Annotated in this window: 12 protein-coding genes; 8 read left to right on the top strand and 4 right to left on the bottom strand. The window is 62.2% G+C overall.

The window, feature by feature from the left end; translation table 11 throughout:
• The first annotated feature begins 38 nt into the window (after nt 1-38).
• From KVG91_RS20565 to KVG91_RS20535, 7 genes are all read left to right on the top strand, one after another.
• Complete coding sequence (locus KVG91_RS20565) at nt 39-2,960, top strand: monovalent cation/H+ antiporter subunit A (protein ID WP_169374342.1); 2,922 nt, start codon at nt 39-41, stop codon at nt 2,958-2,960.
• On the top strand, nt 2,960-3,304 hold the full coding sequence (locus KVG91_RS20560) for a Na+/H+ antiporter subunit C (RefSeq protein ID WP_003192163.1): 345 nt from the start codon (nt 2,960-2,962) through the stop codon (nt 3,302-3,304). The genes KVG91_RS20565 and KVG91_RS20560 overlap by 1 nt, the downstream gene beginning before the upstream one ends.
• Nucleotides 3,301-4,983 (top strand): monovalent cation/H+ antiporter subunit D, encoded by a 1,683-nt coding sequence (locus KVG91_RS20555; RefSeq protein WP_169374341.1) that lies wholly within the window; start codon nt 3,301-3,303, stop codon nt 4,981-4,983. The genes KVG91_RS20560 and KVG91_RS20555 overlap by 4 nt, the downstream gene beginning before the upstream one ends.
• Nucleotides 4,980-5,468, top strand: a complete 489-nt coding sequence (locus KVG91_RS20550; protein ID WP_169374340.1) for a Na+/H+ antiporter subunit E — start codon at nt 4,980-4,982, stop codon at nt 5,466-5,468. Before KVG91_RS20555 ends, KVG91_RS20550 begins: the two co-directional genes overlap by 4 nt.
• Nucleotides 5,465-5,743: a K+/H+ antiporter subunit F gene (locus KVG91_RS20545; RefSeq protein ID WP_076950843.1), complete on the top strand. Its 279-nt coding sequence runs from the start codon at nt 5,465-5,467 to the stop codon at nt 5,741-5,743. Before KVG91_RS20550 ends, KVG91_RS20545 begins: the two co-directional genes overlap by 4 nt.
• A complete protein-coding gene (locus KVG91_RS20540) occupies nt 5,740-6,078 on the top strand; it encodes a Na+/H+ antiporter subunit G (RefSeq protein ID WP_076950844.1) in 339 nt (112 codons plus the stop codon). Before KVG91_RS20545 ends, KVG91_RS20540 begins: the two co-directional genes overlap by 4 nt.
• A 387-nt stretch (nt 6,079-6,465) precedes the next feature.
• Nucleotides 6,466-6,795 (top strand): winged helix-turn-helix transcriptional regulator, encoded by a 330-nt coding sequence (locus KVG91_RS20535; RefSeq protein ID WP_169374339.1) that lies wholly within the window; start codon nt 6,466-6,468, stop codon nt 6,793-6,795.
• On the opposite strand, the gene KVG91_RS20530 is transcribed toward KVG91_RS20535, so the two are convergent.
• Both KVG91_RS20530 and KVG91_RS20525 read right to left on the bottom strand, forming a co-directional pair.
• On the bottom strand, nt 6,792-7,574 hold the full coding sequence (locus KVG91_RS20530) for an SDR family oxidoreductase (RefSeq protein WP_169374338.1): 783 nt from the start codon (nt 7,572-7,574) through the stop codon (nt 6,792-6,794). The two genes, KVG91_RS20535 and KVG91_RS20530, sit on opposite strands and share 4 nt — an antisense overlap.
• Complete coding sequence (locus KVG91_RS20525; RefSeq protein ID WP_169374337.1) at nt 7,571-7,897, bottom strand: nuclear transport factor 2 family protein; 327 nt, start codon at nt 7,895-7,897, stop codon at nt 7,571-7,573. The genes KVG91_RS20530 and KVG91_RS20525 overlap by 4 nt, the downstream gene beginning before the upstream one ends.
• A gap of 492 nt (nt 7,898-8,389) precedes the next feature.
• On the opposite strand from KVG91_RS20525, the gene KVG91_RS20520 reads away from it, so the two are divergent.
• The gene (locus KVG91_RS20520) at nt 8,390-8,725 is read left to right on the top strand and encodes a DUF6124 family protein (protein WP_169374336.1); all 336 of its coding nucleotides are present in this window, start codon (nt 8,390-8,392) and stop codon (nt 8,723-8,725) included.
• 207 nt (nt 8,726-8,932) lie between these two features.
• Here the strand turns inward: KVG91_RS20520 and cysS are convergent, their stop codons facing one another.
• The gene (gene cysS / locus KVG91_RS20515; protein WP_217894930.1) at nt 8,933-10,315 is read right to left on the bottom strand and encodes a cysteine--tRNA ligase; all 1,383 of its coding nucleotides are present in this window, start codon (nt 10,313-10,315) and stop codon (nt 8,933-8,935) included.
• 18 nt (nt 10,316-10,333) lie between these two features.
• Entirely contained in the window at nt 10,334-12,034 is a 1,701-nt protein-coding gene (locus KVG91_RS20510; protein ID WP_169374761.1) for a glutamine--tRNA ligase/YqeY domain fusion protein, read from the bottom strand.
• Nucleotides 12,035-12,199 lie beyond the last annotated feature (165 nt).

The following is a 12,199-nucleotide window of genomic DNA, read 5'->3' as shown; positions in this document are numbered from 1 at the left end:
CGTATGATGCATCCCAAACTCCTGCAGATTAGAAGCCTATGTCCCTGATAGTTCTACTGCTTCTGCCCTTCGTTGGCAGCTGTGTCGCGGCCTTGCTGCCGCACAATGCACGTAACACTGAATCCCTGCTGGCCGGCCTTGTGGCCCTGGTCGGTACCCTTCAAGTCGCCCTGCTGTACCCGCAGATCATCCACGGTGGGGTGATCCGTGAAGAATACATGTGGTTGCCCAGCCTCGGGCTGAACTTCGTGTTGCGCATGGACGGGTTTGCCTGGCTGTTCTCGTTGCTGGTGCTGGGCATCGGCACGCTGGTGTCGTTGTATGCGCGTTACTACATGTCGCCGGAAGACCCGGTGCCGCGCTTCTTTGCGTTTTTCCTGGCGTTCATGGGCGCCATGCTCGGGCTGGTGATCTCCGGCAACCTGATCCAGATCGTGTTCTTCTGGGAACTGACCAGCCTGTTCTCGTTCCTGCTGATCGGCTATTGGCACCACCGCGCCGATGCCAGGCGCGGTGCGTACATGGCGTTGATGGTCACCGGCGCCGGCGGCTTGTGCCTGTTGGCGGGCATGATGTTGCTGGGGCATATCGTCGGCAGCTATGACCTGGACCTGGTGCTGGCGGCGGGCGATCAGATTCGCGCGCATTCCCTGTACCCGGTCATGCTGGCCCTGGTGCTGATCGGCGCGTTGAGCAAAAGCGCGCAGTTCCCGTTTCACTTCTGGCTGCCCCACGCGATGGCGGCCCCCACGCCGGTGTCGGCGTACCTGCATTCGGCAACGATGGTGAAGGCCGGCGTGTTCCTGCTGGCCCGCCTGTGGCCGTCGCTGTCCGGCAGCGAAGAATGGTTCTGGATCGTCGGCGGTGCCGGCGCCCTCACCCTCCTCCTCGGCGCTTACTGCGCCATGTTCCAGAATGACCTCAAGGGCCTGCTGGCCTACTCCACCATCAGCCACCTCGGGCTGATCACCCTGTTGCTGGGCCTCAACAGCCCGCTGGCCGCCGTCGCGGCCGTGTTCCATATCCTCAACCACGCAACGTTCAAGGCCTCGCTGTTCATGGCGGCGGGGATCATTGACCACGAAAGCGGCACCCGTGATATCCGCAAGCTCAGCGGCCTGGTGCGGTTGATCCCGTTTACCGCGACCCTGGCGATGGTGGCCAGTGCATCCATGGCCGGCGTGCCGTTGCTCAACGGTTTCCTGTCCAAAGAAATGTTCTTCGCCGAGACCGTGTTTATCTCCGCGACCGAATGGGTGGAGTTCGCCCTGCCGTTGATCGCCACCGTCGCCGGCACTTTCAGCGTGGCCTATGCCCTGCGCTTCACCGTCGACGTGTTCTTCGGCCCGCCTGCGACCGACCTGCCCCACACCCCGCACGAACCGCCACGCTGGATGCGTGCCCCGGTGGAACTGCTGGTGTTCACCTGCTTGTTGGTGGGGATCTTCCCGGCGCAGGTGGTCGGTTCCATCCTAGCGGCCGCCGCGCTGCCGGTGGTGGGCGGTGTGTTGCCGGAGTACAGCCTGGCCATCTGGCACGGCTGGAATGCACCGATGATCATGAGCCTGGTGGCCATGTCCGGCGGCGTGGTGCTGTACCTGCTGCTGCGCAAGCAACTCAAGCGTGGCCGCTTCAGGTACCCGCCAGTCATCAGCTACTTCAACGGCAAGCGTGGCTTCGAACGCAGCCTGGTGGTGATGATGCGCGGCGTGCGCAGGATCGAGAAACGCATCAGCACCAAGCGCCTGCAGACCCAGCTGTTCCTGCTGGTACTGGTGGCGGTCATTGGCGGCCTGATCCCGATGCTCGACAGCGGCCTCACGTGGGGCGACCGGCCGAAGATCCCCGGCTCCGTGGTATTCGTCACCCTGTGGGTGCTGGCGATCGCCTGCGCCCTGGGTGCCGCCTGGCAGGCCAAGTACCACCGGCTGGCGGCCCTGACCATGGTCAGTGTGTGCGGGCTGATGACCTGCGTCACCTTCGTGTGGTTCTCGGCGCCGGACCTGGCGTTGACGCAACTGGTGGTCGAGGTGGTCACCACGGTGCTGATCCTGCTGGGCCTGCGCTGGCTGCCACGACGGATCGAGGAGGTGTCGCCACTGCCGAACACCTTGCGCAAGGCGCGGGTTCGCCGGGTGCGCGACTTCCTGCTGTCCACCGTGGTGGGCGGCGGCATGGCGTTGCTGTCCTACGCGATGCTGACGCGCCAGACGCCCAACGATATTTCTTCGTTCTACCTCAGCCGTGCCTTGCCTGAAGGCGGCGGCAGCAACGTGGTGAACGTGATGCTGGTGGACTTTCGTGGCTTCGATACCTTGGGCGAGATCACCGTGCTCGGCGCCGTGGCGCTGACGGTATACGCGCTGCTGCGCCGCTTCCGCCCCTCCAGGGAAAGCATGCAACTGCCTGCGCAACAGCGTCAGTTGGCACCGGACGTGGCCACCGACCTGGTCAACCCGCGCCAGGCCAGCGACACCGCCCTGGGTTACATGATGGTGCCGGCGGTGTTGGTGCGCCTGCTGCTGCCGATTGCGCTGGTGGTGTCGTTCTACCTGTTCATGCGCGGCCACAACCAACCGGGCGGCGGGTTTGTCGCGGGCCTGGTGATGTCGGTGGCGTTCATCCTGCAATACATGGTGGCGGGTACGCAGTGGGTCGAAGCGCAGATGAGCCTGCGGCCGATGCGCTGGATGGGCTTCGGCTTATTCTCCGCGACGCTCACCGGAATCGGCGCGTTGTTTGCCGGGTACCCCTTCCTCACCACCCACACCTGGCACTTGAGCCTGCCTGTGCTGGGCAACATTCATATCGCCAGCGCGTTGTTCTTCGACGTCGGCGTGTACGCCATGGTCGTCGGCTCGACGCTGCTGATGCTCACCGCCCTCGGTCACCAGTCGGTGCGTGCGCACAAACCGAGCAACCAGGCCAAAGTGGTCGCCGCAACCGAAGGAGCCGCCTGATGGAAGAAGTCATTGCAATTGCCATTGGGGTCCTGGCGGCCTCCGGCGTCTGGTTGATCCTGCGGCCACGAACGTTCCAAGTGGTGATGGGCCTGTGCCTGTTGTCGTATGGGGTCAACCTGTTCATTTTCAGCATGGGCAGCCTGTTTATCGGCAAGGAGCCGATTATCAAGGACGGGGTGCCGCAAGACCTGCTCAACTACACCGATCCGCTGCCCCAGGCGTTGGTGCTCACGGCGATCGTGATCAGCTTTGCCATGACCGCCTTGTTCCTGGTGGTACTGCTGGCCTCCCGCGGCCTGACCGGCACGGACCATGTCGACGGCCGGGAGCCCAAGGAATGAACTGGGTCAATCAACTGATCGTGGCGCCCATCCTGCTGCCGTTGCTCACCGCTGCGCTGATGCTGATGCTGGGCGAAAAACGTCGCCCACTGAAAGCGCAGATCAATCTGGTGTCGAGCATGCTCGGCCTGGGTGTGGCGATCCTGCTGCTGTACTGGACGCAAAAAGGCGGTCCCGGCTCGATCGGCGTGTACCTGCCGGGCAACTGGCAAGTGCCGTTCGGCATTGTGCTGGTGGTGGACCAGCTGTCGGCGTTGATGCTGGTGCTCACCGGGATCATCGGCGTCAGCGCACTGCTGTTCGCCATGGCCCGCTGGGACCGCGCCGGCACCAGTTTCCATGCGCTGTTCCAGATCCAGATGATGGGCCTTTACGGCGCCTTCCTCACCGCCGACCTGTTCAATCTGTTCGTGTTTTTCGAGGTGCTGCTGGCGGCGTCCTATGGCTTGATGCTGCACGGTTCCGGCCGCGCGCGGGTGTCGTCGGGGCTGCATTACATCGCGATCAACCTGCTGGCGTCGTCGCTATTCCTGATTGGCGCGGCGATGATCTATGGCGTGACCGGTACGCTGAACTTCGCCGACCTGGCGTTGAAAATCCCGCTGGTGCCGGAGGCTGATCGCGGCCTGCTGCACGCGGGTGCGGCGATCCTGGCGACGGCGTTCCTGGCCAAGGCCGGCATGTGGCCGCTGAACTTCTGGCTGGCACCCGCCTACTCTTCGGCCAGCGCGCCGGTGGCGGCGATGTTTGCGATCATGACCAAGGTCGGCGTGTACACTGTGCTGCGCCTGTGGACCCTGCTGTTCTCCGGCCAGGCCGGTGCATCGGCGTTGTTTGGCGGTGACTGGCTGGTGTATGGCGGCATGGCGACCATCATCTGCGCTGCGCTGGCGATGCTGGCCGCGCAACGCCTGGAGCGCATGGCGAGCCTGAGCATCCTGGTGTCGGCCGGGATCCTGCTGTCCTCCGTGGGTTTTGCCCAGCCCAGCCTGATTGCAGGTGCGTTGTTCTATCTGGTCAGCTCAACGTTGGCATTAAGCGCGCTGTTCCTGTTGGCCGAACTGATCGAACGTTCGCGCTCGGCCAACGACCTGCCACTGGATGAAGAAATCGACGCGCTGCCCAAGGCCATGGAATCCCTGCACCCGCGCCCCGGCGTCAACCTGGATGACGAACAGAAAGCCGTGATCGGCCAGGTGATCCCGTGGACCATGGCCTTCCTCGGCTTGAGCTTTGTGGCGTGCGCGCTGCTGATTATCGGGATGCCGCCGTTGTCCGGGTTTATCGGCAAGCTCAGCCTGCTGAGCGCGCTGCTTAATCCGCTGGGTCTGGGCAACGCGGTGGATGAGCCGATTCGCCCGGCCGCCTGGGGCCTGGTGGCGCTGTTGATCCTGTCCGGCCTGGCCTCGCTGATCGCTTTCGCGCGCTTGGGCATCCAGCGCTTCTGGACCCCGGAAGAACGCCCTTCGCCGCTGTTGCGGCGCTATGAGTGCGTGCCGATCTTCTTCCTGGTCGGCCTGAGCATCCTGCTCACCTTCAAGGCCGAACCGTTGATGCATTACACCCTGGCGACCGCGAAAAACCTGAACAACCCGGAGCAATATGTGATGGCGGTGATGGCCACGCGTCCGGTGCCAAGCCCCGAAGCCAAGGCCGCCGCGCTGGAGGTGCAGCCATGAAGCGTCTGCTCCCTGCTCCCTGGTTATCGCTGGCCCTGTGGGGGTTATGGCTGGTGCTGAACCTGTCCGTCAGCCCCGGCAACCTGCTGCTAGGGGCGCTGCTGGGCGTTGTTGCGCCGCTGATGATGGCGCCGCTGCGCCCGCAACCGATCAGCCTGCGCCGCCCCGGCGTGATTCTGCGCCTGCTGATGCTGGTGGGCCGCGACGTGATTGCCTCCAACCTGCAAGTGGCCCGGGGCGTGCTGACGTGCGGCTCGCGCCCGCCGCGCGCGCGCTTCCTCAAGATCCCCATCGACCTGCGCAGCCCCAACGGCCTCGCGGCGCTGGCGATGATCACTACGGTGATCCCCGGCACCATCTGGTCAGAACTGGCGCTGGACCGCAGCGTCCTGCTGCTGCACGTGTTTGACCTGGACGATGAGGCGCAGTTTATCGAGCACTTCAAATCCGCCTATGAACGGCCCCTGATGGAGATCTTCGAATGAGCGCCCTGCTCGCCAATGCGATCCTGTTCAGCCTGTTCCTGTTCTCGCTGGCCATGGTGCTGACCCTGATTCGCCTGTTCAAAGGCCCCTCGGCGCAAGACCGGGTGCTGGCGCTGGACTACCTGTACATCCTCGCGATGCTGATGATGCTGGTGCTGGGCATTCGCTATGCCAGTGACACCTACTTCGAAGCGGCGCTGCTGATTGCGCTGTTCGGCTTCGTCGGCTCGTTTGCCCTGGCCAAATTCCTGCTGCGTGGGGAGGTGATTGAATGATGCCGTTATGGATGGAAATCGTCGTCGGGCTGCTGCTGGTCTTGAGCAGTGTGTTTGCGCTGATCGGTGCGCTTGGGTTGTTGCGCATGAAGGATTTCTTCCAGCGCATGCACCCGCCGGCGCTGGCCTCGACGCTGGGGGCGTGGTGCGTGGCGTTGGCGTCGATTATCTATTTTTCAGTGCTCAAGTCCGGGCCGGTGTTGCACGGGTGGTTGATTCCGATCTTGTTGTCGATCACGGTGCCGGTCACCACGCTGCTGCTGGCGCGCACCGCGCTGTTCCGCAAGCGTATGGCTGGTGATGATGTACCCGCCGAAGTCAGCAGCCGCCGCTGATTCACCAGATGAACAGTGCAAAATGTGGGAGCTGGCTTGCCTGCGATGAGCATAGGTATCTACACAACTCTCAACGACTGAAAAGTATCCCTGTAGTGAGCGGGCTTGTCCCGCGCTGGGTGGCGAAGCCGCCCCAATAAAGGCATCGCCGAGCTTCAGGTAGAATCCGGTCGCCTGGTTTGGGGCGGCTTCGCCACCCAGCGCGGGACAAGCCCGCTGACTACAAAGATGTGTAGATACCTATGCTGCGATGAGGGCGTGGCAGTCACCGAAAATGGCGGGCCGACCCACCGCTATCGCAGGCAAGCCAGCTCCCACAGTTGGATCCATGCCAGGCAATGGATAGGATTCGCGACACCCATTCCGGCGATTCCCAGGAAGTACGCAATGAGCAAAACCTACACCCCCACCGCCGCCGCAGCCGACGTCGAAACCACCCTCGCCTGGCTTGGCGGGCGCTGGAAGCTGATCATCCTGTTCCACCTGTTCGGTGGCCAGGTGCAGCGCTATTCCGACCTCGAGCGGCTGATCCCGGAGATCTCGCAGAAGATGCTCGCCCAACAGCTGCGCCAGCTCGAAGCCGACGGCCTGGTGCAGCGTACGGTCTACCCGGTGGTGCCACCCAAAGTCGAATACCGCATGACCGAATGGGGCCAGCACCTGTGCCCAGTACTGGACGGGCTGCTCAAATGGCAGGCCGCCAAACCCGCGAGCTAGACGGTGGGCACCGTACCGCCGTCGATCACATACTCGGTGCCGCTGATCGAAGCGGCGCGCGGCGACGCCAGGAAGGCGATCAAGTCGGCCACTTCCTCCGGCTTGGCCGGACGTCCGAGGGGAATGCCGCCCAGCGCCTGCATGATGATCTGTTTGCCGCCCTCATAATCCGTACCCGCCTCCTGCGCCAAACGCTCCGCCAGGGCGACCGCCGCCTCCGTTTCCACCCAACCCGGCGATATGCGCACCACCCGCACGCCCTTGGGCGTCACTTCTTTGGACAGGCTCTTGCTGTACGTCGCCAATGCCGCCTTGGCAGCGGCATAGGCCGTGGTCGATTCGGGCAACGGCAATTCCCGCTGGATCGAGGTGACGTGAATAATCACACCCGCGCCACGCTCGACCATCCCCGGCAGCAATGCACGATCTACCCGCACGGCCGCCATCAGGTTCTGGTTCAGCGCGTTCGCCCATTGCTCATCATCGAGCACTGCAAACCCACCGCCGGGCGCGCTGGAGCCACCAAGCACATTGACGATGATATCCACGCCGCCGAACCGATCTTTCACCGCCTCGGTAGCGCTCGCACAACCGGCGGCGGTGCCCAGGTCGGCGGCAATGAAATGCACGCCTTCGGGCGTCGAATCCGCCGCCGAACGCGCGACCGAAATTACCTGGGCACCTTGCTCATGCAACACCGCTACCACGGCGGCGCCGATGCCCTTGGTACCGCCCGTGACCAGTGCATGAAGGCCCTTCAGGCCGAGGTCAAAGCTCATACTCCGATCTCCAGTGCGGCAATCCTGTCGCTTTCAAGGCCGAACACATACCGCAAGTCCAACGGACTTCCAGGAAAATCGCCGACCAGATGGCTGGTGACCACGGTTTTGTCGCCCAGTTTTTCACAGGCAAACGGTTCGCTGGTGTAGCTGTACTTATCATCGCTGCCGGCTTTCCAGGCCTGAATAGCCGGCAACCCGACATAAGTGCGGCCTTCGTCCTTGACCACCGCGTCGACGGTGAAACAGTCGCCGAAATCGCCTGCCTTGGCGGCGTCGGCGGCGAAGTAACGGGCGATGGCTGGGGGAAGCGCGAGGGTCATGGCGGGTACTCCTGAATGTTCAATAGGACTACAGGATAGAAACCGCCGGAACTCGCCACAAGAACGCACGAAAAGGTAATGGGCTTACAACAAAGTAAGTATGAGGCCGCCCACGCAGTGAAGCGTACGCCAAAACCTGTGGGAGCGGGCTTGCTCGCGAATGCGGTGGATCAGCCACTGATGGGCTGACTGAAAAACCGCATTCGCGAGCAAGCCCGCTCCCACAGTTGGTTTTGCATCAGACGAAAGACCTGATGCGCGCCGCCCATTTTGATCGTTCCCACGCTCCGCGTGGTAATGCCGCCCGGGACGCTCCGCGTCCCGCCGAACCACTCAGATCAAGCATGAGTCTCAGCAGGAAATTTCCGACAGCGTTTTAGGGTTGTCGCTCAGAAGATGGCTGCCTAATCTTCGGTGGTCGCTGCAAATTCAGCGACCGGGTTTCGCAGCCCGGTTAACTCTAGGTGACTCCAATACTCCAGGAGCTTCGCCATGATTAAAGACAGTCCGAATCCGCCGTTGGATTCAACCGCATTTCACACTGCCGCTCATCGAGCAATCAATCACTACCTGAACCCATCCGAGAAACCGGTGCCCTCTGCTGAAGATCATGGTTTGTTTACCGTGCGTGAAGGAGTAGACGTCGAGACGCTGCTGGTCAACGCGTCGGAGGATCTTGCGTCGGTTCAAGCGCTGGCAAGCCATTTGGCTTTTGAGATCGAAGGCACCCCGCGTAGCGTAGCTCTGGGAATTTGTCGGATGCTGGAGGGGATTCAGTTGATGGTGAATAAAACACTAAACCTGAATGACAGCCCAGATCAGCGATAAATCTGAAACAGAAGAATGCACAACGTGGGCACGGTAAAAAGATGTGGGAGCTGGCTTGCCTGCGATGGCGGAGTATCAGTCAGCATTTCGGTGACTGACACTCCGCCATCGCAGGCAAGCCAGCTCCCACATTTGGATGCGTGCTTGAGCCAAAAAAAGCCCCGAACCAGTCGAGGCGTTTTTCATTCAGCGTGCAGCAACCAACCGTCAGTCAGCCAACCGCCACGTCGTCCCGCCCTTCCCGTCTTCCAACACCACACCCATCGCGGTCAGTTGGTCGCGGATACGGTCGGATTCCGCCCAGTCTTTACCAGCTCGCGCAGCCAGACGCGCCTGGATCAAGGCATCCACTTGCGCCGCATCCACACGCCCTTCGGCGCCGGCCTGCAGGAAGTCATCGGCCTCCATCTGCAACACGCCGAGTACGCTGGCCAGTTCTTTCAAGCGTGCCGCCAAACCCGCCGCTGCGTCGATGTCTGCCTCACGCAGGCGGTTGATCTCGCGCACCATCTCGAACAACACGGCGCAGGCTTCCGGCGTGCCGAAGTCGTCGTTCATGACGTCGGTAAACCGCGCCACGAAGGCTTCGCCGCCGGCCGGGGCCACTGCGGGCAAACCTTTCAACGCGTGGTAGAACCGCTCCAGGGCGCCCTTGGCGTCCTTGAGGTTGTCTTCCGAGTAGTTGATGGCGCTGCGGTAGTGGCTGGACACCAGCAGGTAACGCACCACTTCCGGGTGGTACTTTTCCAGCACGTCGCGAATGGTGAAGAAGTTGTTCAAGGATTTGGACATCTTCTCGCCATTGATGCGGATCATGCCGCAGTGCATCCAGGCGTTGGCGTAGGTCTTGCCGGTGGCGGCTTCGCTCTGGGCGATTTCGTTTTCGTGGTGCGGGAACTCCAGGTCGCTGCCGCCGCCATGAATGTCGAAGGTCTCGCCCAGGCAGCAGGTGGACATCACCGAGCATTCGATGTGCCAGCCCGGACGCCCGGCGCCCCACGGCGATTCCCAGCTCGGCTCGCCCGGCTTGGTGGCTTTCCACAGCACGAAGTCGAGCGGGTCTTGCTTGGCTTCGTCGACTTCGATGCGCGCGCCGATGCGCAGGTCTTCGATCTTCTTGCGCGACAGCTTGCCGTAGCCCATGAACTTGGCGACGCGGTAGTACACGTCGCCATTGCCGGGAGCGTAGGCGTAGCCCTTGTCGATCAGGGTCTGGATCATCGCGTGCATGCCCGGGATGTGGTCCGTGGCACGCGGTTCCATATCCGGCTTGAGGATGTTGAGGCGGGCCTCGTCCTCGTGCATCGCGGCGATCATGCGCTCGGTCAGCGCGTCGAACGCCTCGCCGTTTTCGTTGGCGCGGTTGATGATCTTGTCGTCGATGTCGGTGATGTTGCGCACATAGGTCAAGTCATAGCCGCTGAAACGCAACCAGCGGGTCACCAGGTCGAAGGCAACCATGCTGCGGCCGTGGCCGATGTGGCAGTAGTCGTACACGGTCATGCCGCACACGTACATGCGCACCTTGTTGCCATCGAGCGGCTTGAAGACTTCTTTGGTCTTGCTGAGTGTGTTGTAGATCGTTAGCACAACGGCTTCCTTAGAGAATCACTGGCCCCACGAATCACGCAAGGTCACGGTACGGTTGAATACCGGAGCACCAGGTTTCGAGTCCTTGATATCCGCGCAGAAGTAGCCTTCGCGCTCGAACTGGAAACGGTCTTCCGGCTGTGCGTCGCCAAGCGATGGCTCGGCACGACAACCAGTGAGTACTTGCAGGGAGTCAGGGTTGATGTTGTCGAGGAAACTCGCGCTGTCTTCAGCCTTCTCGGGGTTGGCCGAGCGGAACAGGCGATCGTACAGACGCACTTCGCATTCGATGCTGGCCGCGGCCGGCACCCAGTGGACCACGCCCTTGACCTTGCGGCCTTCGGGGTTCTTGCCCAGGGTGTCCGGGTCGTAGGAGCAACGCAGTTCGACGATGTTGCCATCGGCGTCCTTGATCGCTTCATCGGCGCGGATCACGTAGCTGCCGCGCAGGCGCACTTCGCCGTTCGGTTCCAGGCGCTTGTAGCCTTTGGGCGGCTCTTCCATGAAGTCATCGCGGTCGATGTAGATTTCACGGGCGAACGGCAGTTTGCGCACGCCGAGTGCTTCGTTTTGCGGGTGACGCGGCAGTTCGAGATTGTCGACCTTGTCTTGCGGGTAGTTGGTGATCACTACCTTCAGCGGACGCAGCACGCACATGGCGCGCGGGGCGTTCGCGTCGAGGTCCTGGCGGATGCTGAATTCGAGCATGCCGAAGTCGACCACGCCGTCGGAACGGTTGGTGCCGACCATGTCGCAGAAATTACGGATCGACGCCGGGGTGTAGCCGCGACGGCGGAAGCCCGAGAGGGTCGACATGCGCGGGTCATCCCAGCCATGTACGTGCTTCTCATCCACCAGTTGCTTGAGCTTGCGCTTGCTGGTGATGGTGTAGTTGAGATTCAGGCGGCTGAATTCATACTGGCGCGGCTGGGCCGGCACCGGCAGGTTGCTCAGGAACCACTCGTACAGCGGGCGATGGCTTTCGAACTCCAGGGTGCAGATGGAGTGCGTGATGCCTTCAATGGCGTCCGACTGGCCGTGGGTAAAGTCGTAGTTGGGGTAGATGCACCACTTGTCGCCGGTCTGGTGGTGGTGAGCATGGCGGATGCGGTACATGATCGGGTCGCGCAGGTTCATGTTCGGCGAGGCCATGTCGATCTTGGCGCGCAGTACGCGGGCGCCGTCCGGGAACTCACCGGCGCGCATGCGGTTGAACCAGTCGAGGTTCTCTTCCACCGAACGCTCGCGGAACGGGCTGTTCTTGCCAGGTTCAGTCAGGGTGCCACGGTATTCCTTGGCCTGCTCGGGGGACAGGTCGTCGACGTAGGCCTTGCCGGCCTTGATCAGCTCGACCGCCCAGTCGAACAACTGGTCGAAGTATTGAGAGGCATAGCGCACTTCACCGGACCATTCGAAGCCCAGCCACTTGATGTCGCTTTCGATGGCGTCGATGTATTCCTGGTCTTCCTTGGCCGGGTTGGTGTCGTCGAAACGCAGGTGCGTGACGCCCCCGAACTCCTGGGCCAGGCCGAAGTTCACACAGATCGACTTGGCGTGACCGATGTGCAGGTAGCCGTTGGGCTCTGGCGGGAAGCGGGTGACGATCTGCGTGTGCTTGCCCGAATCCAGGTCCGCCTGGATGATCGGGCGCAGGAAATTGACCGGGACGGCAGGTCCGGCCTTGGCATTCGAGGTAGGGTCGACAGTGGGCTTGCTCATAGGATCCTTGAACAGACAAGTACATGGCCGGGCTAGGCCGACAAAACAAAGGCGTTATCATAGCCGATGCTGTCAAGCACCTGACAGGGCAGCACCGAAAACTGCTGCATTTAATGCACCGGCGGTAAAAAACCACCTCGAAATTCCTGGCAGGCACGCTAAACT

It is taken from the genome of Pseudomonas azadiae, assembly GCF_019145355.1.
Lineage (GTDB): Bacteria > Pseudomonadota > Gammaproteobacteria > Pseudomonadales > Pseudomonadaceae > Aquipseudomonas > Aquipseudomonas azadiae.
Note: the sequence above shows the minus strand (reverse complement) of the source record. Positions and strands in the feature narration are given on the sequence as shown.

Bases quoted from the DNA above. Each gene is read 5' to 3' on its own strand.
- KVG91_RS20545 (WP_076950843.1), top strand. From the start codon at position 5,465: ATGAGCGCCCTGCTCGCCAATGCGATCCTGTTCAGCCTGTTCCTGTTC.
- KVG91_RS20565 (WP_169374342.1), top strand. From the start codon at position 39: ATGTCCCTGATAGTTCTACTGCTTCTGCCCTTCGTTGGCAGCTGTGTC.
- KVG91_RS20520 (WP_169374336.1), top strand. From the start codon at position 8,390: ATGATTAAAGACAGTCCGAATCCGCCGTTGGATTCAACCGCATTTCAC.
- KVG91_RS20540 (WP_076950844.1), top strand. From the start codon at position 5,740: ATGATGCCGTTATGGATGGAAATCGTCGTCGGGCTGCTGCTGGTCTTG.
- KVG91_RS20510 (WP_169374761.1), bottom strand. From the start codon at position 12,034: ATGAGCAAGCCCACTGTCGACCCTACCTCGAATGCCAAGGCCGGACCT.
- KVG91_RS20560 (WP_003192163.1), top strand. From the start codon at position 2,960: ATGGAAGAAGTCATTGCAATTGCCATTGGGGTCCTGGCGGCCTCCGGC.
- KVG91_RS20555 (WP_169374341.1), top strand. From the start codon at position 3,301: ATGAACTGGGTCAATCAACTGATCGTGGCGCCCATCCTGCTGCCGTTG.
- KVG91_RS20525 (WP_169374337.1), bottom strand. From the start codon at position 7,897: ATGACCCTCGCGCTTCCCCCAGCCATCGCCCGTTACTTCGCCGCCGAC.
- KVG91_RS20530 (WP_169374338.1), bottom strand. From the start codon at position 7,574: ATGAGCTTTGACCTCGGCCTGAAGGGCCTTCATGCACTGGTCACGGGC.
- KVG91_RS20535 (WP_169374339.1), top strand. From the start codon at position 6,466: ATGAGCAAAACCTACACCCCCACCGCCGCCGCAGCCGACGTCGAAACC.
- KVG91_RS20550 (WP_169374340.1), top strand. From the start codon at position 4,980: ATGAAGCGTCTGCTCCCTGCTCCCTGGTTATCGCTGGCCCTGTGGGGG.